The organism is Caballeronia udeis, from assembly GCF_001544555.2.
In the GTDB taxonomy this organism is placed as follows: Bacteria; Pseudomonadota; Gammaproteobacteria; order Burkholderiales; family Burkholderiaceae; genus Caballeronia; species Caballeronia udeis.
The window spans coordinates 1-22,033 of record NZ_FCOK02000010.1 but is presented as its reverse complement, the minus strand read 5'-3'; the positions used below and the strand labels follow the sequence as shown (position 1 = coordinate 22,033).

Genomic DNA, 22,033 nt, shown 5'->3' with positions numbered 1-22,033 from the left:
ATAACCATCAATCTACGACGACACGCAACATGATCAACCCAATTCCCGCGGACCTGGTACCGGCGGTCTCAACACCTTGCTTTGTGGTGATGGAAGACCGCGTCCTGCACAACCTGAAGGTCACCGCGCTTGCATGCGGCGGTGTCGATCGCCTGATGCCGCACGTGAAGACTCACCGCGCAGCGTGGCTCGTTGAGTTGCTGCTGGCCAATGGCGTCGACGCTTTCAAAGCCAGCACGCTCGCCGAGGTCCAGATGGTACTGGCCGCAGGCGCCACGCGCGTCGTCTGGGCGTTTCCGACCGTCAATCCGCAAAACATCGGCCGTTTTATCGAATTGGCCGCCGTGTTTCCGAAGGCCGAGCTCACGGGTTTGGTCGATTCCCGCCACGGACTGGATCTGTGGACCCGGCTACTCGACGGCGCCTCGCCTGCGATTCGTCTTCGGGTCGACCTCGATCCGGGAATGGGTCGCACGGGGGTCACCATGGACGAGGCCGCACTCGACCTTGCGCGCGAGGTCGCCCGGCTCGGGCGGCTTGCCGGGTGGCATCTTTACGACGGCAACGTCCGGGGCGAGTATGACGAGCGTAAAGCCGAGGTGCAGAAGCTTGCCGATGCGCTGGAAGTACTGCAGTCGCGCCTGCTCGAAGACGGCATCGACGTCGACGTGGTCGGAGGTTGCAGCTATACGTTCGACCTTTGGCCGCGTTCCAGGATGCGTTACGTATCGCCCGGCACATGGGTGTATTCGAACGCTCAACACCTGAGGGAACTGGCCCATCACGATTGGGTGGCGGCCGGGTTTGTGTTGACGACCGTTGTTTCTACACGCAATGGAACATCTACGCTGGATGCGGGCAGCAAGGCCATTTCACCGGATAAACCGCTGCGGCAGCGTTTTCAAGGCGCTGACGAAGTCGTGATGATGAACGAAGAGCACACCGTGATCCGTAGTGACTCGCTCGACACCGGTGATCGGCTCTTGCTGGTCCCGGAGCACACGTGCACCACTGCCTACCTGTACAGCAATGCCCTGGTTCGATCCGTGGACGGACAGTGGGAATATCGCGATCAGCTCGGCAATGAACGTTCGGTCGTTGCGTTGACCCGGCAACCGCTAAGAGGCGAGCGTACGCAGGCGCGCGAGCGTGAGACTTCACCGATGACCGAATCCAGCAAGCAACCGTCCAAGGGCGGCCACTATAGTCTCTGGCGCCGCGCGGGAGACCTGATTTTTGTGGCGGGCCAGGTCCCGCGAGATCCTGAGCGAAACATTCTCGGCGACACGATCGAAGAGCAAACGACCGCGGTGCTCAACAATTTGCGCCTCGTTCTGGAAGATGCCGGCACTGATTTCAGTCGGCTTGTTCGGGTCCAGGCGTATCTGTCCGACATCAGCGAATTTCAGCGTTTCAATGCTGTGTACGCCGAAGTGATGGGCAGTGCCGCTCCCGTGCGAACCACCGTCGGATGCGCGCTCAACGGCGTGCGTGTCGAAATCGATGCTGTCGCGGAAGCCGGAGACGATTCGATCGGAGCGCAACAATAACCGGGTCACCGGTTTTTCATAGGGAAATAAAATGGACCTGCAGCTAAAAGACAAGACCGCCCTTGTGCTCGGCGGCGGTGGTGGCCTCGGTGGCGTAATCGCTCGAACGCTTGCGGCCGAGGGAGTACGCGTTGCCGTTGCGGACATCGATCTGGATGCAGCTGAAAAGACTGCAAAGGCGGTGAGAGAAGCGGGCTCGCAAGCAATCGCACTTCAGTGGGATCTCGGAGATCTGTCTGTCGTAGACAGTCATGTCGCCCGGATCGAGCGGGATCTCGGGCCTATCGACATACTGGTGAACAACACCGGAGGGCCGCCACCGACGCCGGCGCATGGACAGGATCCGGCGCTCTGGCGCAAGCATTTCGAGAGCATGGTCTTGTCGGTGGTATCCATCACCGACAGGGTACTTCCGGGAATGCGCCAACGTGGTTTTGGCCGGATAATCACCAGCACGTCATCGGGCGTTGTTTCACCCATTGCGAATCTCGGATTGTCAAACGCGCTGCGAATGTCCCTGGTCGGCTGGTCGAAAACGCTGGCGCGGGAAGTTGGCCGCGACGGCATTACCTGCAACATCGTCTTGCCCGGACGTATCGCTACAGACCGGATCCGCTTCCTTGACAACGCCAAAGCCAAGCGCGAAGGGCGGTCAGTCGAGGACGTTGCTGCCGAAAGCACGGGATCGATCCCCGTGGGTCGGTATGGCGAACCGCAGGAGTACGCAGACGTGGTGACTTTCCTTGCAAGTCCTCGCGCTTCGTACATTACCGGCTCGACGGTCCGGATCGATGGCGGCCTCATTGCCAGCATCTAATCATTCTTTGGAAAGGCTAACCATGACCATCGACTCCCTTCAGCTTGACGAACAGATCGTAGCTGCCCTCTCTGGCGTATCGACGGCGACACTTACGACTGTCCTGCTCAAGCATGGCCTTCGCAACGTGTGGCTTCGCGGTACCCGCCCAATAGCGGAAGGTCAACCGCGACTCGTCGGCCGTGCATTCACCCTCCGTTTCGTGCCCGCCCGGGAAGACCTTGCGACGCCCGCTTCGTGGGGCTCGCCCATTTCAACTCGCGCTGCGATTGAAGCAATGCCAAGTGGCTGTATTGCCGTAGTAGGCGCACTCGGTGTAACCGACGCTGGAATCTTCGGTGACATCCTCTGCGCACGGATGCAAAAGCGCGGAGTTGCAGCGCTTGTCACCGACGGTGTGGTTCGCGATATTGAAGGCGTGCTGAATACGGGCCTTCCGGTCTGGTGCCAGGGAACGGCATCGCCGCCATCCGTGGCCGGCTTGACCTTCGTCGGTTGGCAGGAGCCTATCGACTGCGGTGGCGTTGCGGTATTTCCAAACGACGTAATCGTGGTCGATCGGGATGGCGCAGTGCTTATTCCGGCCGCGCTCCTTGACGACGTGGTTGCTGCGTCGGTTGAACAGGAGCAGTTGGAGAACTGGATCATGAGCGAGGTGGAAACTGGCGCTGCTTTGCCAGGTCTCTACCCGCCCAACGAGGCGAACCGGGCTCGCTACGAAGCAGTCGCTGTTTCCAGAGCACACCGTGCAGAGTGAGAGCGCCGAGATGTTCCCGTTTAGCGAGTCTTGAATCCACATGACGCGCCTTGATGAATAAGCGCCGGTTGACATGGCGGCTGCGGTTCTCGCGCCCGGGACTGGCGATCAATCGGGAATCAGTACACGGCTGCGCGTGAGCACATCTTTCGCAAGCTCGACGATGGTATTCACGCCACTGTGGCGCTCGTCCTGATACGCCACGAAGAACCCTTGCTGGGTGATGGGCCGTTCAGTGTTCAGCACATGAATCAGCCCGGCGTCGATATCCGGGCGCATGATCGCGGGAGACAGCACAGCCGCCGCATGCCCCGCTGCCACGAGCCGCAACATCATCGACAGGGAATTACATGAGCTGACGTTTTCCGGCGTGCACCCCGCGCCGCGAAACCAGTTCATTACGAGGGAATGGTTTGACGACGGCGGGGACACGGTGATGACCGGCACGGACACCAGATCATCAGGCGTGACATTGGGATCCGGTACGAGCCGGGGCGACGCAACCCAGTGAAGGTCGGTATGTCCGATGGCCGTCTCGACGACATGCGGTGCGTCGGTGGAATCGTTCAGTATCGCGACATCCAGTTCGCGCGCGCCGAGCTTGCGACCGAGCGCGACACCCACGTCGATTGTGAGTTCGATCTTCATTTGTGGATATCGCGTCTTGAGTTGCGTCAATAGATCGGCAAGACCCGCGTGAGCAATCGACTCGTTCGCACCAAGCCGCAGCAGTCCCTTCAAAGGGTCGCTATGCTTGCCGATCCGTTCGAGATTGTCGGCAAGCTGGAGCAGTTTTTCCGCTGTGGCGAGCGCGTCACGGCCCGCCGGCGTGAGTCCCGAACGGCTCCGTCTGCGCTCGAAAAGACGCACGCCAAGGTGCTCCTCCAACTCCTGAATGCGCGCCGAAATGGTTGGCTGCGTGAGATGCTGGTGACGTGCGGCCGCGTGGAATCCGCCCAGGCGCGCAACCCAGTAAAACGTTTCTATTTGCTGCAAGGAAATGCGCATGATCGTGAGTTTTAATCAGATAGCCCTGCCAGGATTGATTATCTCCTGTCAAATTTGCCCTCGTATAATCGATCTACCCGTTTCATTAGGTTCTTACTGACTAGTCCGTCGCGGCAATTGCCGCGTAAGGCGCCGGTTTCCCGGTCCCGGTCCTTGGTCTCAATACGCAATACTGAATTTATCTTTCCGGCAGAAGGAAATGGCGCGAGCTGACAACGGTAGCGGGAAGATGACGGACAGTCACCACCATATCTACGACTCGCGGTATCCGATCGACCCGGCTGCGCAATTGCGACCCGCCGACGCAACGGTGGCCGATTATCGTGCGCTGCGGCAAAGGCTGGGTATCGGGCGACATGTCGTGGTGCAACCGTCCACGTACGGGACCGACAATCGCTGCCTGCTCGACGCGCTGTCGCAGTTCGGGGCTGACGCTCGTGGCATCGCAGCCGTCGCCGACACGGTGACCGATAGCGAACTGCGCATTCTTCACGACGCGGGCGTGCGAGGACTGCGCTTCAATCTCGAGTTCCTCGTCGGACTGACGGTAGCGATGATCGAACCGCTAGCGAAGCGGATCGACCCGTTGGGCTGGCATATCCAGGTCAACGCCAGCGCCGCTCAGATAATGGAGCACAGGCAGTTACTCGCGAGCCTGTCGTCCACTCTCGTGATCGACCATATGGGGCAGATCCCGCAACCGGCCGGCGTGGTGCATCCCGCGTTTCGGGTAATAGAAGACTTGATGGCTCATGGCCGGACCTGGGTCAAGCTGAGCGGACCCTACCTGGTGTCGAGAACCGGAGCGCCCGACTACGCCGATGCCGGCGTGGTCGCGCGAAGCCTGGCGAAGCTTGCGCCGGATAGGGTGATATGGGGGTCGGACTGGCCTCATCCGACCCAAAGCGCTGACAACAAGCCGGACGCCACACGTCTTCTGGAAGATCTGACAATATGGATTCCTGATGATTCGACAAGACATCGAATCCTGGTCGACAACCCGGCGAACCTGTACGGTTTCTAGGTTTCGGCCTCGCGGCATGCCGAGGTAGGCGACTACGTCGATCCCGGCCAGCTTGCCGTGCAGGGTGGCTTCAATCGTCGTTCGCGCCGGCTTGTGATCCGGAAAATAGCGTCTGTCGAAAGTCAGGAGATGAATAAAGCTGCCGTATTCATGGGCGCTGCAGATCCGCGAGATATCCATCGACGTGCGCCCTGAGTTTCCCCAGTACTTTCGCATGCTCTTCCCACGAAAGCCGGTCGACACTCATCTTGGGTGTCGCGGGGCGGTCGATGCGGCTATCGTCAACGGCTTGCCCAACGTCGACGGCGGCAGTGAGGTAAGCCCGGTCCCGGTCCGGCGTGAAGTCGGCGAGAAGCTGCACCGCCGCTTCCTTTGGCGCGACCATTGCCATGGCGGAGACCAGTCCCCAGCCGCCCCAGTTCGACACACTCGACACGATCAGGTAATCCGCGGGAACGGCCGCACTGATGAGGCGGCCATTGGGGATGTCGTCGCGAACGATCTCCTCGGGCAGCACGCCCATGCCGATCTCGTTGCCGCCGTCGCCGATGCCGATCGTGACCCAGGGGCGTTCCCAGCCGGGGTCGTCGAAGAGCAGGTGCAATGGCGCCGTATCGTCCGACATGTCCGCGCCGTATTCGCGGTGGGGCTTGCCGTCGCTTGCGGGCGACACGCGCTCGATCGCGATCAGGTGCGTGACCGGCCGCTCGCCGGCGCTCAGCCGGCCCCTCAGCGACTTGACCGACGCCGCGCTCAGCGAGGTGATCTCGAGCGCCACGCCCTTCGGCAGTTCCGTCGTGACCGCCCAGACCGCCTTGCTGCATGGCGCGTCCGAAATGACCGTCACGGGTATGCCGAGGTTCGCGAGCGCGGCGGCCATATGTGCCATGCCGCCAAGACCGTCCGTCTCCGGCGAGGGCGGCACGGCGTTGCGGATGAAAAAGCCCGTCACAATGCCGACGTGGGCATTCGGCGTGCTCATGATGGACCGTGCCGCCGCTTCCAGCTGACCTGCGACGAATCGCTTCATGCGGCCGATATCGCGCCGCACGGTCTGGCCAATGATATCTTCGACTTTTGCTATTCCCATTTTCCTATCTCGGAGCAACCTGATTCATGTGAGGCGCGCGGACCGCTTAGACCGGAATCTTTGTTTCAAAGTCGATTCCGACCGAACAGAGCAGGAGCCCGACGCCCATTGCGGCGAAACACATCAACGCGAGAAAGTAAGAGCCGGTGTATTGGACGATCGCGCCGATCACGATCGGGATCATCATGCCGCCGATGTTCCCGCCGAAATTGAGCAGGCCGCCGAGCGCGCCCACCTTGTGGCGCGTAGCCAGCATCGCGGGGATCGACCAGTAAAGACCGCCCCAGCGCAGGAAGAAGAGCGTGATGGACAACAGGATCACGACGGTCGCCGGGCTCTTCGCATGCGCCACGGAAAACACCGCGACCGTGGCAACCACGCCGGCAACGCCGAAGATCGTGCGCATGACGAGGTTCGGCGCGGCACCGCTCGCCAGCCACTTGTCGGCGATATACCCGCCCACGAGTTCGCCGATAAAGCCGCATAAAAAGATGATGAAGCTGGCGCTGCCCATTTGCTGAATGTCGAAACCCTGCACCTTGTGCAGATAGGTGGGCATCCATGTCAGCAGGCCATAGTAAAGCGTCGTACAGCACATGAAGCCGATAAACATCAGTATTACAGAACGATATTTGAAGAAATCGATCGTGTTACCCGAGAGTTCCTTCGCTTCTTTTTCGTATTCGTGCTGCCGTGCCTGTTCAATGTGTTCGGCTTCAGCGTCGTTGACGCCCGCGTGCTCTCGCGGCTGGTTCCTGATGTAGAACCAGGTGCCTATTCCGCAGAGGATAGTGCCGACGCCGGCAATGGCAAACGCCGCGCGCCACGAATGAGCGACCACGATCAGCCAGGCGATCAGTAGCGATCCCAGCGCCGCGCCGAGAGGCGAGCCGCCGTCCATCAGCGACGCGCCGCGCACCCGCTCGTGCTGCGTTAGCCACATTGCGTTGAGCGCGCCTCCCGCGGAGGCCACGGGAGCTTCCGCCACGCCGAGCCCGAGCCGCGTGAGCAGCAAGGACACCGCATTGGTCGTCAACGCGCCCAGGCCCTGGAAGGCGCCCCACAGCAAGGTGCAGAGCGCGAGCACCAGCCGCGGCTTGAAGCGATCGACGGCCATGCCGCCTGGAATCTGCATCAGCGTGTACGACCAGAAGAACGAACTCATGATGAGGCCCTGCATGACCGGCGTGAGCGTGAACTCGCTTGCGATCATCGGCATGGCGACCGACAGGGACGCACGGTCGATGTAGTTGACCGTGACCAGCAGCAACAGCATCAGGAAAATTTTCCAGCGAACCGAGGTCTTCGCCTGGGCGTGTTCTGTGACGGGTGCGATTACCCTGCTCATGCCGTTCTCCTTGGTTCGCTGATTGAATACCGGCTTCGCACCCGAGGCGCTTCGCATTGGCTATGCAAGAACACGGCATCCGCGCCGCGAACAAGGGTTCCGGACTAATTGAAACCGAGTATAGCGACGCAAATTTGATCGAAGATAATCGAAAGTGACGCGCTTGATCGATAGAAATTTCCGATCACCCGAAGCAGTGCACCAGCCGAAAGTCACGGCCGGTAATTGTTCTCTACTTCTGCTGAATCTATTCAGGTTCTGCCGTTGAATAACTGTTGGCGACACGACATCATCAACTCTTGGCGGCCGATCCCGCACGCATTCAACAAAAGGACATCATGCAAAACTTTACCTTCCGCAATCCAACCAAGATCATCTTCGGCGAAGGACAGATCGCCGCGTTGAATGCAGAAATTCCGCCTGATGCCCGAGTGTTGATTACGTCCGGTGGCGGCAGCATCAAGAGCAATGGTGTGCTCGCCCAGGTGCAAGTTGCGCTGGGGGAGCGTGCATGGTTCCTGTTCAGCGGGATCGAGCCGAATCCAACCTACGAAACCTTGATGCAAGCAGTCGCGATGGCGCGCGAGAAGAACATCGACTTTCTGCTGGCAGTTGGTGGAGGTTCCGTCATCGACGGTACGAAGTTTATTGCGGCTGCGCTGAAGTTCGACGGCGAACCGTGGGACATTCTGGAAAAGCAGGCGGAGGTGCGTGACGCAATGCCGTTTGGAAGCGTGTTGACGCTGCCCGCGACCGGCTCCGAAATGAATAGCGGCAGCGTCATCAGTCACCGCGCGCGCGGCGACAAACTTCCGTTCAACAGCGAAGCGACTTATCCGCGCTTCTCGGTGCTCGATCCCACAACGACGTATTCGCTGCCGCCAAGGCAAATCGCCAACGGCGTGGTGGACGCGTTCGTTCATATCGTGGAGCAATATCTGACCTATCCGGTAGGCGCAAGCGTGCAGGATCGTTTTGCCGAAGGACTTCTGGTCACGCTGACAGAGGTTGGCCCGCAAGCACTCGACGAACCGCACAACTACGAGGTTCGCGCGAATCTGATGTGGGCCGCCACCATGGCGCTTAACGGTTTGATCGGCGCCGGCGTGCCTCAGGACTGGGCCACGCATATGCTTGGCCATGAAATCACTGCGCTGCACGGACTGGATCATGCTCAGACGCTCGCCATCGTGCTGCCGGCGATGCTGAGCGTGCGTCGTGAGGAGAAGCGTGCAAAGTTGCTGCAATACGCCGAACGTGTCTGGAATATTACGCGAGGCAGCGAAGAGGACCGTATCACGGGGGCAATCACGGCAACCCGCGTGTTCTTCGAGCGGCTGACTGTCGGCACCCGCTTGCGCGACTACAAGATCGGCGGCGCTTCGATCGGCACTCTCGTCGCGAAGCTTGAAGAGCACGGCATGACGGCGTTGGGTGAACACTGCGGGGTGACACCTGAAGTGGCTCGCCAAGTCTATCAAATGTCCGTGTGACGAAGACCAGCTGTCATGCAGAACAACGTAAAGGACTAGAAAGTGTTCAATTTTTTCGATATTAATGAAATCATTAAAACGTTTCCCGACGAGGCTGTCAGCACAATCGTCGACACTTACCTTACTGACGAGGCTTCAGCAAGCTCGCGAATCTTTCGTGTTTATTACCCCATACCTCGCCACTACCATGAGACGTGCGAGGAGCATCTTTATCTCCTGACCGGTAAAGTCAAATTTGCCATTGAAGAAGAGGATCCACGTGTGCTGACGGCCGGGCAACTGGTCACTTTCGAGCGAAACACCGTGCACGCGATTACCGAGATTCTGGAGTCGCCCGCCGTGTTTTTTACGGTTGACGCTCCCCGGCGTGTGCCGACCGACGTGGTGTACGTCAATCCCGAGGACGCAAAGATCCGTCCTTTTGTTACCCACCTGGACGACCTCAATCAATAAGACCGTCAAGCCTGATACTGCACCGGGACGCCGCTCTTTGAAACCAGCAGATCGAGAAAGGCCCGGGTGATCCGGTCGGATGGTTGTCCATTGTGTCCCTTGAACGCGACGATCAGCTCCCAGCAAGGCGCTGCACTGTCGGACAGTTTCGACACTGCGATCGGGCTTGCCCGAACATCCCTTGCACGGGCACGCGCGATGGACTCGGGCACCATCGCGATGCCAAGCCCTTGAGCGACGAGATCCAGCAGCGTGGAGACATCGTTCACTTCGAAGGCGGTCGTGCGGGTGGCTGAAAGGGCAGCAAAGCCGCGGTCCAGCAGACGCCTCATGCCCCAGTCGGGCTTGAGATCGACAAATGTTTCGTCTAATAGTCCGAGCATGTTGGTCGCGGGCCCATCGGCCAATGGATGCATGGGCGAACAGACCACTACGATATCCTCGCAGGCCAGCATTCGTGACACCATCCCGGCACCGGCTTCTCCGGGTTGAGTGAAAACGAGATCGAGCCTGCCCTCGTTCACTTCGTCGAGCAAGGGGGTTGCGCCATCGAGCAGTAACTGGACATCGATGCCGGGAAACCGGTTGCGAAATAGCCCTAGCGAGGCCGGTAGGTCAACGAACGGCGCCAGGCTCTGAATCGAACCGATGCGCAACTGTCCACGGGCGAGGCCGTGCACTTGCGTGACGGCCAGGCGTGCTTCGCGGGCCGCGGTCAATACGTGCGCTGCTTCCTTCAAGAGAACTTTTCCCGCGGGTGTCAGATCGACCCGGCGCGTGCTGCGAATGAGCAACGGACCCCCGAGCTCGTCTTCAAGCATCCGTATTGTTTGTGAAAGACCGGACTGCACGACGTTCAGCCGCCGTGCTGCCCGCGTGAAGTGGCGTTCTTCGGCCACGGCAATGAAACACTCAAGTTGCTTTAGATCCATTTACTTGTCCCGGATAAGCCGAGTTCGTGCGGCAGTCCGACTATAACAATTCCATTTTCAGTTCGCTGACAACCTCAGTCGAGCGGAGTTGCGAGCAATGCGTCTTGCGGATGCGCCCGCCTGGATGGCGAAACCGCGCAGCGCACCGGCACTGCAGGCAGATCCGAAATCAAGTATGGTTCGACGCTGCGAGTACGAAACTCCGCGAGCACGTGTTCCACACTTATCACCCCTTGTCCGACCACGCTGAGCGAGGCGTCCAGACGGGGGCGATGGCACGAGATCCAGAAAATCAGAGACCAGATAAATGGACAATAGACACACCGGTTCAGATCATATGAATCCCGGCACCCGCCAAAGAGGCGTCGTAGCGGGTCTTGTCTATGTTTTCGAGCAGGTCATGCCGGACCCGTTCGTCCTTTCAATAGGTTTGACGGTTGTTGTCAGTCTGCTTGCCGTGGCCTTCGCGCCGCATGGCTCGTTGCCGGCCGTGCTCAGGTCCTGGTATGCGGGCACTTTCAACATCCTCGGCTTTGCCTTGCAGATGATCTTGATCCTTGCAACCGGATACGCAATCGCCGATGCGCCTGTCGTCCAGCGAGGCTTGCGCGCCATGGCGGCACGCGTGCAGACACCGGCTCGCGCCGCGCTTGTCGTGTTTCCGATCGTAGCGGTTGCGGCGTGGTTTAACTGGGGGCTTGGCCTGATCGTCGGCGCACTGTTGTCGCGCGAGATCGCGCGGCGCGTGAAGGTGGACTTTGCGTGGCTCGTCGCGGGTAGCTACTCTGCGTGGTCGGTATGCAATAGCGGGCTATCGAGCTCGATTGCGTTGTCTCAGGCTTCTCACGGGAACGCCTTGAATCTCGTGGAAAAGGCCACGGGGCAAGTGGTTCCCTTGAGCGCGACGGTTTTCGCGCCATTTGTCTTCATACCGACGGTGCTCGTGGTTGTCGTCATGACCGCCATTTTCATCTGGATGCACCCGAAACCGGAACACGTTGTTGCGTTCAACGATGCGCAGACCGGCGATTCGTCAGGTGCCGGGAGCGAGGCGGACCCCCATGCGCGCGCTGCGGGGACGTCTTCGTTCGCGGCACGCGCTGAAAAATCGCCACTCGGCACGTGGTTCATGCTTGCTCTGGGCGTTGGCTATCTCGCGATCACCTGGCACGCCACGGGCTTCGAACTCGACATCAACACGACGATCCTCATCTTCCTGCTCGCGGGCCTCGCATTGCAACGCACCCCGATCGCCTACGCCGACGCAATCCGCCGCGCTGCCAGGCAAACCGGTTCGATGCTGCTGCAATACCCGGTCTACGGCGGCATCATGGGGATCATGACCGGCACGGGGCTCGCATCGATGATCGCGAAGACCTTCGTGGCGATCGCGACACCGGTGACGCTGCCGGTATTGAGCTTTTTAAGCTCCCTGATTATCACGCTGCTCATTCCGAGCGCCGGCGGGCACTGGGCAGTGCAGGGACCGTTCGTCCTGCCCGCTGCGCTCAGCCTGCACGCATCGGTTCCGCGCACGGCGATGGGTGTCGCGATGGCGGAAAATGTCTCGAACATGCTGCAGCCGTTCTGGGCGGTCCCCGTCGTTGCGATCGCGGGCATTCGGATTCAACGCGTCATGGGCTATACGGCGATTACATTCGTCGTGTCGCTTGTCATCTACGCGGCGGCGCTCTGGCTGATCCCATGACCCACGAGAGATTGCGATTGATCTTCAATTCTGCTGAATCTATTCGGGTTTTCCCGTTGAATATCTGGCGACTCAGCGACATCATTTTCTTTTGGAACCGCGACCGCGGTTCACGATGGCAGGTCTACTCGAAGGGCGCTTTGTGTCTTTGCGTAAGCCCATGCGGCATGACCGCATGAAGCGTCCCGAGTCCTGGTAACGAAATGGGTGACTGCCGAACCCGACAGCTATAACGAAGGATTGCTCATGACACTTTCTGCCCTCGCTCCACGCTCTGTGGCTGTGGTAACAGGTGGCGCCGCCGGGATCGGCCTCGCCGCTGCCAAGCGGTTCGCACAGCTCGGTTTTCGCGTGTGCATCGCGGATCTGAATGCAGACCGGCTCAATGCGGCGGCCAAGGAGGTCGCCATGCTTGCCGCGAACGGAGCGGATGACGTGCTCGCCGTGGAGACGGATGTTAGCCGGGTCGAAGACCTACGCCGGCTGCACCGGGTGGTCGGCGATCGCTTCGGCGGAACAGACATTCTGATGAACAACGCCGGCATCCAGCCCGGCAGCGCCATCTTTGGGCCCGCAGACAACTGGGAGCGAGTACTCGCAGTCAATCTGTCGGGCGTCATTCTTGGCACGCAGATCTTTGTTCCTTCAATGATCGAACGCGGACGTCCGGGGCTGGTCATCAACACTGGGTCAAAGCAAGGCATCACGACTCCACCCGGCGACCCGGCCTACAACGTTTCGAAGGCGGCCCTGAAGGCTTTCACAGAGGCGCTGCAGCACGAACTCCGCAACATGCCGGACGGAAAGATCAGCGCGCATTTGCTGATTCCGGGCTTTGTTTTCACGGGACTTACCGCCCGGGGACGCAGCGAAAAACCGGCAGGGGCCTGGACGCCGGAGCAGACGGTTGATTTCATGATTGAGCGGCTGGATGCGGGCGACTTCTATATTCTCTGCCCCGACAATGACGCCGCCCGCTCGCTGGACGAGCGACGCATCATCTGGGCAGCGCAGGACATCGTCCAAAACAGGCCACCCCTTTCGCGGTGGCATCCAGACTACGCCCAAGCATTCGAAGCCTTCATACAAAAACAGGACTGAACGGCTCTCTCGACAAGGCCATCGGCGCGGGTGCCGTGGCCGGCGCGGTTGGCCCCTTCGCTGGCAAGCCAGCGTTCGGCCAAGACCGCATGTCCCCTGTGAAGCCCGAAGGTTTCGTTCTTCCCGCGAACGGCTGGGCCCAACAGCCGGGTCTTGCCCATACTTCCATACTGAGGCATCCTGCCGGTTAAAGAAGGGGACGAGAGGGTTTCTGCATTCGAGCAATCCTGCGCCCGCAACCGATGGCCCGCGCACTAGACCGAAGCACAAACCAATCCATGACATACGGCAGTCCAAACTCGGATTTACAGCACTTTTTACGATCATGGCTTTCCGACCCATTGCGCGTCTCGGCGGTCGCACCGTCCGGAGACGCGCTCGCTCGCCTGATGACCCGGGAGATATCTCCATGCGACGGTCCCATCCTCGAGCTTGGTCCAGGAACCGGTGTGTTTACCAAGGCGCTTCTGGATCGTGGTGTATCCGAATCCGAGCTCACACTGATTGAAAATGGTCCCGACTTTGCCGGGCTCCTGCGGCATCGATTCCCGCAGTCGCGGGTGCTCCTGGCGGATGCGGCGCGGCTGGCCCGGCTCGACTTGTTTCCGGCCGCGTCGGTTGGCGCCGTGGTCAGCGGCTTGCCGTTGCTTTCCATGTCGCCGCGACAGGTGCTGTCGGTCCTTCGTGGAACCTTCGGATACCTTCGCCCCGACGGGACGTTCTATCAATTTACCTACGGGTTTCGCTGCCCCGTGCCGCGTCCCATTCTCGATCGTCTGCGGCTGAAAGCCACGCGAGTCGGTCAGACAGTTCGAAATCTGCCGCCGGCTACCGTCTATCGGATAACCCGGCGGCTCTCGAATTGAATCGCCAAACGCGCCTATGCCAGGACGAAGGAACTCGTCCGTGCAAAGGAGCGAGTGACGTATTTTCTCGCGAATATTAATTCTAAGGAGTATGAAGTATTCAATTTTTCGGCGTTCGATAGATCGCCAGGAAGTTGATACGCGCACGGCGACCCTCTTACCTGACCGTGCCCGTCAAACCTCTGCGCTGCCGTGCAGAAGCCATCAATTGGTGTTGTGTGCCATCGTGGTTGCGACGAGTGCCGGGGTCGCAGCCACTTGAGCGAGTTCATCGCGCGACCATCCACCGCCGAGTGCGTTCAGCAATTGCACGTTTGCGCTCAACTGGCGAGTCTGGATATCGAGCACGCTGCGCTGTGCCTCCAGTGCGACGGTCTGCGCCTGCACGACATCGAGATAGCCGACCGCGCCGTGCCGATACTGCTGCAATGCGAGGTTGACGGAGTACTGCGCGGCATTAGCCGCATCCGTTTCTTCGCTAAGCGCGGTGGCGAAGTACGACAGCAGGGAGAGGTTATCTTCGACCTGCTGGAACGCAGCCAGCACCACGCTACGGTAGCGATCTCCGGCTTCCTCGGTCGCCGCTTTCGCAGAAGCAAGCGTCGCACGACGATAGCCGCCGTCGAAGATGTATTGCACAAGTTGAGGGCCGATTGCCCAGAACAGGTTGGGTGCGCTGACCAACCCGGCATAGGCAGAGCTTTGCACACCGCCTTCAAGGCTAAGCGTGATCGACGGGAAATAAGCTGCTCGAGCCACACCAATTTTTGCGTTGGCCTCGGCGACCCGGCGCTCTGCTGCAGCGACATCGGATCGTCGCTGCAGCAACGTCGAGGGCAGGCCGGTCGGGATGACGGGCAGCGCGATCGCGGCGGTCCGCTGCGGCAGGCTGAACGCGGACGGCGTTGTGCCCACCAGCACGGCGATCGCATGTTCAAGCAGTGCTCGTTGCGCCAGGTTTTGCGACAACAGCGACTTTGCCGACGACAACTGAGTGCGGGCGCGGGAAACGTCAAGGCCGGCCACGATCCCGCTGCCATGCAGCGTCTCGGTAAGTTGCAAGGCTTTCGCGTAGGCGTCGACCGTCTCGTTCAGCAGTTCCGTTTGCTGGTCGAGGCCGCGCAGGCGGATGAAAGTGTCGGCCAACTCGACCTGCAGGCTGAGCTGGACGGAAGCGAGATCGGCCTTGGTCGCTTGCGCCTCATCCTTGCCTGCCACCACGGAGTCGCGCACGCGACCCCACAGGTCGAGGTCGTAATCGACTTGCGCGCCGAGCGTGGCGGAGGTGTAGTCGTTCGGGCCGCCCACGCGCAATGGCCTGTTATCGGACTGACGATCCCGCTGCGGCACCGCGCTCACGCTAAGTGTCGGGTACAGTCCCGCCTCGACCTGCGCGACGAAAGCCTGAGCCTGCGCGTAGTGCGCGAATGCTGCACGCAAATCAGTGTTGTTCGCCAGCAGGCGCTGTTCGAGATCGTTGAGTTGCGCGTCGCCGTACATCTTCCACCAGCCGTTGCGGTCTATGCGATCGGCTGGCTGTGCAGTGGTCCACGGGCCCACGGTTTTGTATTGCGCGGCGATTGGCGTCGGCGGCACCTTGTATTCCGGCGCGAGTGAACACGCGGACAGGCCGACCACGCCAGCAAGAAGTGCCGGAAGTCCAAACTTAACCATGTGCGGCTGCCTTCTTGTCGGTCGCCGCGACTTGCACGCTTTCGCCGTCGATCAGTCCGTCGGGCGGCGTGTCGATCACGCGATCGTTAGCGGTGATTCCAGAACCAATTTCCACCGAGTCGCCGAAGTCGCGGTCGATCTTCACCTTTTTGAACAGAACGTGGCTGTTCTCACCGAGCGTGGCAAGCGACACGCCACGGCCGTCGAAGACGAGGGCGCTTGCGGGGACCCGAAGCGAATCCGCGGGGACGGGCAATGTAAAGTTCAGGCTGGCGAAGCCGCCCGGCATCAGCTTGCCGTTGGAATTGTCGACCAGCAGCTGGACTAGCGTCGTACCCGAACCGGAACTGACGGAGTCCGCCGACGCGACAACGCGTGCGCTGAACTGCTGGTTCGGATATTCCGGTACGGTGAGCGTGGCCGTCGTACCGATGTGTATCGAAGGCGCGTAGTTCTGAGGAACCTGCGCGTACACGCGCAACTGCTTGACCTGCGAGACGGAGAACAGCTGTTGGCCTGTGCCCCCGCTGCCTGCGTTGATCAGCGCGCCGACATCGGTATCGCGTGCGGTCACCATGCCGTCGAATGGGGCGACGATCCGCGCGAACCCCTTGGTGGCGACCAGCCGCTCTACATTGGCTTTGGCAGACGCCACGATGGCCTCCTTGGCAGCATAGTCAGCAGTGCGTAGGTCCACATCCTGCTGGGCGACGGAATCCGTGCCGCTCAGCGCTTGCCACCGCTTGGCCGTTGTGCCCGCCACTACCGCGTTGGCCTGCGCGGTCTGGAGATCGGCGCGTGCCTGCAGTATTTGCTGGTCGAGCTCGGGTGTTTCGATTTCAGCGAGCAACTGACCCGCTTTGACCGGAGCGCCGATATCGACCGTCCATGATTTCAGGTACCCGTTGACCCGCGCGAAAATTGGCGCCTGCGAATAGGCCTCAAGCCGTCCGGGTAGCTGCAGCGACGGTCCTTTCGGATCGCGCATGGGCTCGATCAGGCTGACCGTCGGTACGGCCTGGGCATCGGTCCAGGTTTTCAGTTTTCGTGCGTCGACGGCGCGAAGCGTGATGCCTGCGGCGACCACGCCCAGGGCGATCAGAACGCCAATCACGCCGGCGGCAAGAAGCTTGCGCCGCGACGGGGTTGTAGTGGGGAAAGCGGTTTCAGACGACATGGGCAGGACCTCGCGAAACGGATGCCGGGGTAGCCGCGCGCCCGGGGCGCGCGTGGACAATACAGAAAATGACTGGGACGAGGAACAGCGAAGCAGTGGTGGCGAAAAGCAGCCCGCCGATCACGGCGCGGCCAAGCGGTGCATTCTGTTCGCCGCCTTCGCCGAGGGCGAGTGCCATCGGCGCCATGCCGATGATCATGGACAGGGCGGTCATCAACACGGGTCGAAAGCGTGTAAAGCCGGCTTCGAGCGCCGCCTTGAACGCGTCGCCGTGTTCGGCCAGGCGCTCGCGGCAGAAGCTGACCACCAGAATGGAGTTGGCTGTCGCCACCCCCATGCACATGATCGCGCCCGTCAGCGCCGGCACGGACAGCGTAGTGTGGGTCGCGAACAGCATCCAGACGATGCCCGCCAACGCGGCCGGCAACGCCATGACAATCACGAAGGGGTCGGCCCATGACTGGAAGTTGACGACAATCAGCAGATAGATCAGCGCGACCGCGCCAAGCAGTCCGAACAACATCCCGGCAAACGCGCTGTTCATCGTCTGCACCTGACCGAGCAGCGCCACCCTCGAGCCTTTCGGCAAGGTGCCGGCGTTCTCTTGCACGATCCGCTGGATATCGGATGACACCGCGCCAAGGTCACGGTCCTGGATTGTCGCGAAGATCTCGACCATTGGCTGGATGTTGTACTGGCTGACCACCTCGTTGCTGCTGGTCCGGTGTACCGTCGCGAGGCCTCCGAGAATTTGCGCTCCGCCTCCGCTGCCTCCGACGCTTCCGCCGCCGGCAGTGATTGGCAGGTTTTGGAGCGCGGCGAGCGAATCGAGGCTGTATTGCGGTGTTTGCATCACGATCGGATACGACACGCCGTTTGCGTTGTTCAGCCAGTACGTGGGCGCGACCTGGCTGGAACCGGCGAAGTTCACCACCATGCTGTTCGTCACGTCGCGCTCGGTGATGCCAAGCAATTGCGCGCGCGTGCGGTCGACGTCGACGTTGAACGTCGGGTTGCCTTGCGATTGCTGGATCCGCGCATCGGCTACACCAGGCACGTGGCGGACCTGGTTCAGCAAGCGGTCGGCGTATGCGAAGTTGGCGGCGAGGTTGTTGCCGCGGATCTGCAGGTCGATAGGCGCGGGAGAACCGAAGTTCAGAATCTGGCTGATGATGTCGGCGGGCGGGAAGGAGAAGGTGACACCGGGGAATTTGCGCGGCAACTCTTCACGCATGAGGCGAACATATTCGTCGGTTGGACGATGACCTTCGTTCAGCGCGATCTGGATGTCGCCGTCCTGGGAGCCGACCGTTCCGGTGTTGTTATACGCAAGGTTGATGCCGCTGACCGGCAGGCCCATATTGTCGACCACCGTGCCAAGGTCCGACGGCGGGATGATCTGACGGATCGCGCCTTCGACGTCGGCGAAGACCTGAGCGGTCTTTTCGACACGAACCCCGACCGGCGCGCGGACGTGCAGCAAGATCTGTCCGGCATCGACTGCAGGGAAGAAGTTGCGGCCGAGCAGCGGTACCAGCGCGAACGAAAGGGCGACAAAGCCCAGGAAGCAGGCAACGAACGGACGTCTATGGTTCAGAGCAAGCTCGAGCAGGCCGCGATAGCTGCCGCGCACTTTCTCAAAGCGCGCTTCGAAGCCCCGCTGGAAGCGCCGGAGCGGGCCCGGGCGGCGCTGCTCATGTTCATGAGCGTCCTGCGTGTGCTGTTTCAACAGGTATTTCGCCATGGTCGGGACCAGGGTCCGCGACAGGATGAACGACGAGATCATCGCGAAGATCACGGCCTCGGCCATCGGCACGAACAGGAAGCGCGCCACGCCGTTCAGGAAAAACATCGGCACGAATACGATACAGATACACAGCAGCGAGACGAACGCCGGGGTGACGATCTGCGCAGCGCCGTCGAGGATCGCAGTTTCCACCTCCTTGCCGTGTTCGAGGTGCCAGTTGATGTTTTCAATTGTCACCGTCGCATCGTCGACAAGAATACCGACGGCGAGCGCGAGACCACCGAGCGTCATGATGTTCAACGTCTCGCCGAGCGCGGAGAGCGTCGCGATGGAGCCGAGGATGGCGAGCGGAATCGAGGTCGCGATGATGATCGTCGAACGCCAGCTGCCAAGGAACAGCAGGATCATCAGGCTGGTCAGCACCGCTGCGATTACGCCTTCGCGCGCCACGCCCGTGATGGCCGCGCGCACGAACAGCGATTGATCGCCGATTGCCTCGATCTGCAGGTTGTCGGGCCATGACGCTTTGCCCGCCGCAATCTGCTGCCTGATGCCGGAAATGATCCCCAGCGTGGAGACTGAGCCGTTCTTGAGCACGGACATCAGAACCGAGCGCCGGCCATTCACGTGCACGATATTGGTCTGCGGCGGGCTGCCGTCGCGCACGTTTGCAATGTCACGAATGTAGACGGTCGTGCCATTGGCGGCCTTCACCGGCAGATCGCCCAAAGCCTTGATTTCCGACGGTGCGTTGTTCAGTTGCAGCGTGTATTCGTAGTCGCCAATCTTTTCCGTGCCCACCGGCGTGATCAGGTTCTGGCCGGCAAGCGCGTTGGCTACATCCTGCGCGGACAAGCCGCGCGCCTGCAGTGCCGCTGGGTCAACGTCGATCTGCACCTGACGTGTCTTGCCGCCGAACGGATAAGGAATCGCCGCACCAGCGACCGTCGTGAGAACCGGACGCACCGCATTCAGGCCGAGGTCACCGAGATTCTGCTCGGACAACCCGTTGCCGGATAGCGCGAGCTGGATGATCGGCACGGTCGACGCGTTGTAGTTCAGGATCAGCGGCGGTGTTGTACCCGCCGGCAGTTGCCGCAACTGGGTTTGCGCGACCGCGGTCACTTGCGCGTTTGCAGTGCTGATGTTCACGCCCGGTTGAAAGAATATCTTGATGATCCCAAAGCCGGCGACGGACTCCGCCTCAATGTGTTCGACGTCGTTGACCGTGGTCGTCAGCGTGCGTTCAAATGGAGAGGTGATCCGGCCGACCATCTGGTCCGGCGGCAGGCCCGTGTATTGCCACACCACGCTGATAACCGGGATCTTGATGTCGGGGAAAATGTCGGTTGGCGTCTTCATCGCGGACAGCGGACCGATGATAAGGATGAAGATCGCCAGGACGACAAAGGTGTAGGGCAGTCGAAGGGCGATGCGGACTAGGCCGAGCATGAGAATTCCAGGGCTTGGGGGAGAAACGTGAAGGCGTCTCGGTACAGGCTAACGCGATGGCCGGGAATTCCAGGCCGCAATGTTGCTCATGATGCAGATGGTCGATGCGCTTGAGAGATCGCCATATGAGCATGATGGTTTTCTGATTGGGCTTTACGTAATCTTCATGATCTTCATTTCGTCAGAACCGCTCTGGTACGCGATATGGATTAAAAGCTTGCGTCCGTCTTGCATTTATCGGACTAAGGAAGACAATCGAAATCAAGGTGTTTGCAGGGTGACATGTTTCTTATGGTGTACAAAACAAGTAAAGCGGGAATCTACACAAAGCATGAAGACTTTGCTGAAGCGCTTGGCATCAACAGGACGTTTTATCGTAACCCAGCCAATCAAACTTTGCCGACTCGCATGCGGCAGAGAGGGTGTCTGCTTTATGGAATGAAGCGCCGCGAGGCAGATGTGAAGGGGGTGGAAGCGGTCAAATCAAACTAAGACTCGACCACGAACTATTTTATTACCAATTGTTCGAGATCCTAATCCGTCGCTTGGATTGAACGACTGTGATGCGTTCCGACGGCGCTGTCACGCTGAAGTGTTCGCGACGTAATAGCCAAAATGACACGCGTTTGCTCAGAACGCGGACGGATCTTGGGTGAGTTCAGTAAAGCGATGCCACGCGGCAAAACGCGCGGCGAGCTGCTTGCGATAAAGCGAGGTGCGCGGCAGAGGGCGCTTGAGCCTTGAAGTGACAGGTTATGGAAAATCTGTTTTCCAAGGACCATCTCGAACATGACTGAATTGCAATGTTGATGCCATACATTCGTCAGAGTCGTGCATCTAGACTGCCTCTAGTGAATCGTCATCAGGAACAACGAAAGGCTCGATTAGCATCTCCCCGAGCCAGCGGACCCGCTTGACGCTTTGAACGAGATATATGCCGCGCTGGAGGCCGCACTATGCTCAGGTTAACTCTGATTGTCGTTCTTGCCGTAATCTCCGGTGGCTGCGCCGTTGCCCCCGGATACGGGTCGGCGCAGCCATATAGCGAAGATTACGTCTCGGATTATCCGTATGGATATGCTCAGGGTTATGGGGGTGTCTATATTGGCGGCGGCTGGGGCGATGAATACTATGGGCGCGTCCGGGGTGGTCATGCTCTAGACCATGGAGATTGGGGCCACCCCGGCGGAGGATGGCACGGACATGGTGGCGGAGCCCGGACCAGCGGTGGCCACGGCGGTCCCGGGCATGGCGGTGGTTACGGGCATGGCGGTGGTCACGGTGGTGGCCATCGTTAATATTCTGTGCTTGGTGAGAAGGACAGCTGATTTATTTAGACCGCAAAAGAATCTCTCCTGGACCGGCGGCGTTTAACTTTCTTATGCTGCGCCCAACGCAAACATGAAAAGCCCGCCCGCGGCGCCCAGGCCGCACGGCTTTGGAAACTACCCGCTTCCCATCAGGGTCTACGCGTGAGTAGACCGATGGTCGGAGCGGGCCGAAGGTGACGTCGCGGCGCAACGCGCGCGTATTGAAATCGGCCCGCAATTACCACCGCAGCTATGCCTTCGCGCCGAGCCGGAACTTATGCAGCAACGGTTCCGTATACCCGCTCGGCTGCGCACGCCCCTCAAACACCAGCGCCTTCGCCGCCTTGAAAGCCAGCGATGTTTCAAAGTGGCCGGCCATCGGCTGGTAAAGCGGGTCGCCGGCATTCTGCTTGTCGACGACCTTTGCCATGCGCTCGAACGTCTCGCTGACCAGCGCCTCCGACACCACCCCGTGATGCAGCCAGTTGGCAATATGCTGGCTCGAGATTCGCAGCGTTGCGCGGTC

At 60.3% G+C, this 22,033-nt stretch carries 17 protein-coding genes and 2 pseudogenes; 10 read left to right on the top strand and 9 right to left on the bottom strand.

Features of this window, described 5'->3' with window-relative positions; all coding sequences use genetic code 11:
* The first annotated feature begins 29 nt into the window (after positions 1–29).
* The 3 genes from AWB69_RS09810 to AWB69_RS09800 are packed head-to-tail and all read left to right on the top strand — an operon-like array spanning position 30 to position 3,124.
* Positions 30–1,550 carry a Rid family hydrolase gene (locus AWB69_RS09810; RefSeq protein WP_156528792.1) on the top strand — a complete coding sequence of 507 codons (1,521 nt, stop codon included), beginning with the start codon at positions 30–32 and terminating at the stop codon, positions 1,548–1,550.
* Between the two features lie 31 nt (positions 1,551–1,581).
* Positions 1,582–2,367 carry an SDR family oxidoreductase gene (locus tag AWB69_RS09805; protein WP_062084706.1) on the top strand — a complete coding sequence of 262 codons (786 nt, stop codon included), beginning with the start codon at positions 1,582–1,584 and terminating at the stop codon, positions 2,365–2,367.
* Between the two features lie 22 nt (positions 2,368–2,389).
* Positions 2,390–3,124: a ribonuclease activity regulator RraA gene (locus AWB69_RS09800; RefSeq protein ID WP_062084705.1), complete on the top strand. Its 735-nt coding sequence runs from the start codon at positions 2,390–2,392 to the stop codon at positions 3,122–3,124.
* Between the two features lie 108 nt (positions 3,125–3,232).
* On the opposite strand, the gene AWB69_RS09795 is transcribed toward AWB69_RS09800, so the two are convergent.
* Positions 3,233–4,132: a LysR family transcriptional regulator gene (locus tag AWB69_RS09795; protein ID WP_062084704.1), complete on the bottom strand. Its 900-nt coding sequence runs from the start codon at positions 4,130–4,132 to the stop codon at positions 3,233–3,235.
* Positions 4,133–4,331: 199 nt separating this feature from the next.
* On the opposite strand from AWB69_RS09795, the gene AWB69_RS09790 reads away from it, so the two are divergent.
* Positions 4,332–5,156 carry an amidohydrolase family protein gene (locus tag AWB69_RS09790; RefSeq protein WP_082913331.1) on the top strand — a complete coding sequence of 275 codons (825 nt, stop codon included), beginning with the start codon at positions 4,332–4,334 and terminating at the stop codon, positions 5,154–5,156.
* 148 nt (positions 5,157–5,304) lie between these two features.
* Here AWB69_RS09790 and AWB69_RS09785 read toward each other — a convergent pair whose 3' ends face one another.
* Entirely contained in the window at positions 5,305–6,246 is a 942-nt protein-coding gene (locus AWB69_RS09785; RefSeq protein WP_062084702.1) for a glutamate cyclase domain-containing protein, read from the bottom strand.
* Between the two features lie 46 nt (positions 6,247–6,292).
* Complete coding sequence (locus AWB69_RS09780) at positions 6,293–7,594, bottom strand: MFS transporter (RefSeq protein ID WP_062084810.1); 1,302 nt, start codon at positions 7,592–7,594, stop codon at positions 6,293–6,295.
* A 338-nt stretch (positions 7,595–7,932) separates the two neighbouring features.
* Here AWB69_RS09780 and AWB69_RS09775 point away from each other — a divergent pair, with 338 nt between their 5' ends.
* Positions 7,933–9,087, top strand: a complete 1,155-nt coding sequence (locus tag AWB69_RS09775; RefSeq protein WP_062084809.1) for an iron-containing alcohol dehydrogenase — start codon at positions 7,933–7,935, stop codon at positions 9,085–9,087.
* A 42-nt stretch (positions 9,088–9,129) separates the two neighbouring features.
* A complete protein-coding gene (locus AWB69_RS09770) occupies positions 9,130–9,540 on the top strand; it encodes a cupin domain-containing protein (protein ID WP_062084701.1) in 411 nt (136 codons plus the stop codon).
* Positions 9,541–9,545: 5 nt separating this feature from the next.
* On the opposite strand, the gene AWB69_RS09765 is transcribed toward AWB69_RS09770, so the two are convergent.
* Positions 9,546–10,472, bottom strand: a complete 927-nt coding sequence (locus tag AWB69_RS09765) for a LysR family transcriptional regulator (protein WP_062084700.1) — start codon at positions 10,470–10,472, stop codon at positions 9,546–9,548.
* 307 nt (positions 10,473–10,779) lie between these two features.
* On the opposite strand from AWB69_RS09765, the gene AWB69_RS09760 reads away from it, so the two are divergent.
* From AWB69_RS09760 to AWB69_RS09750, 3 genes are all read left to right on the top strand, one after another.
* On the top strand, positions 10,780–12,180 hold the full coding sequence (locus AWB69_RS09760) for a short-chain fatty acid transporter (RefSeq protein WP_231937049.1): 1,401 nt from the start codon (positions 10,780–10,782) through the stop codon (positions 12,178–12,180).
* A 246-nt stretch (positions 12,181–12,426) separates the two neighbouring features.
* Positions 12,427–13,281 carry an SDR family NAD(P)-dependent oxidoreductase gene (locus AWB69_RS09755; protein WP_062084808.1) on the top strand — a complete coding sequence of 285 codons (855 nt, stop codon included), beginning with the start codon at positions 12,427–12,429 and terminating at the stop codon, positions 13,279–13,281.
* Positions 13,282–13,523: 242 nt separating this feature from the next.
* Positions 13,524–14,147: a class I SAM-dependent methyltransferase gene (locus AWB69_RS09750; RefSeq protein ID WP_331712664.1), complete on the top strand. Its 624-nt coding sequence runs from the start codon at positions 13,524–13,526 to the stop codon at positions 14,145–14,147.
* A 204-nt stretch (positions 14,148–14,351) separates the two neighbouring features.
* On the opposite strand, the gene AWB69_RS09745 is transcribed toward AWB69_RS09750, so the two are convergent.
* From AWB69_RS09745 to AWB69_RS51085, 4 genes and pseudogenes are all read right to left on the bottom strand, one after another.
* Entirely contained in the window at positions 14,352–15,821 is a 1,470-nt protein-coding gene (locus AWB69_RS09745; RefSeq protein WP_062084697.1) for an efflux transporter outer membrane subunit, read from the bottom strand.
* Positions 15,814–16,998 (bottom strand): efflux RND transporter periplasmic adaptor subunit, encoded by a 1,185-nt coding sequence (locus AWB69_RS09740; protein WP_062084696.1) that lies wholly within the window; start codon positions 16,996–16,998, stop codon positions 15,814–15,816. The genes AWB69_RS09745 and AWB69_RS09740 overlap by 8 nt, the downstream gene beginning before the upstream one ends.
* Complete coding sequence (locus tag AWB69_RS09735) at positions 16,988–20,197, bottom strand: efflux RND transporter permease subunit (RefSeq protein WP_062084695.1); 3,210 nt, start codon at positions 20,195–20,197, stop codon at positions 16,988–16,990. Before AWB69_RS09735 ends, AWB69_RS09740 begins: the two co-directional genes overlap by 11 nt.
* Positions 20,198–20,827: 630 nt before the next feature.
* Positions 20,828–20,935: pseudogene (locus AWB69_RS51085) on the bottom strand (IS6 family transposase); the annotation flags it as partial.
* Between the two features lie 218 nt (positions 20,936–21,153).
* Between AWB69_RS51085 and AWB69_RS45635 the strand changes: the two are divergent.
* Positions 21,154–21,495: a hypothetical protein gene (locus tag AWB69_RS45635; protein WP_075643889.1), complete on the top strand. Its 342-nt coding sequence runs from the start codon at positions 21,154–21,156 to the stop codon at positions 21,493–21,495.
* 262 nt (positions 21,496–21,757) lie between these two features.
* Here the strand turns inward: AWB69_RS45635 and AWB69_RS09720 are convergent.
* Positions 21,758–22,033, bottom strand: a pseudogene (locus tag AWB69_RS09720) (malate synthase G); the annotation flags it as partial.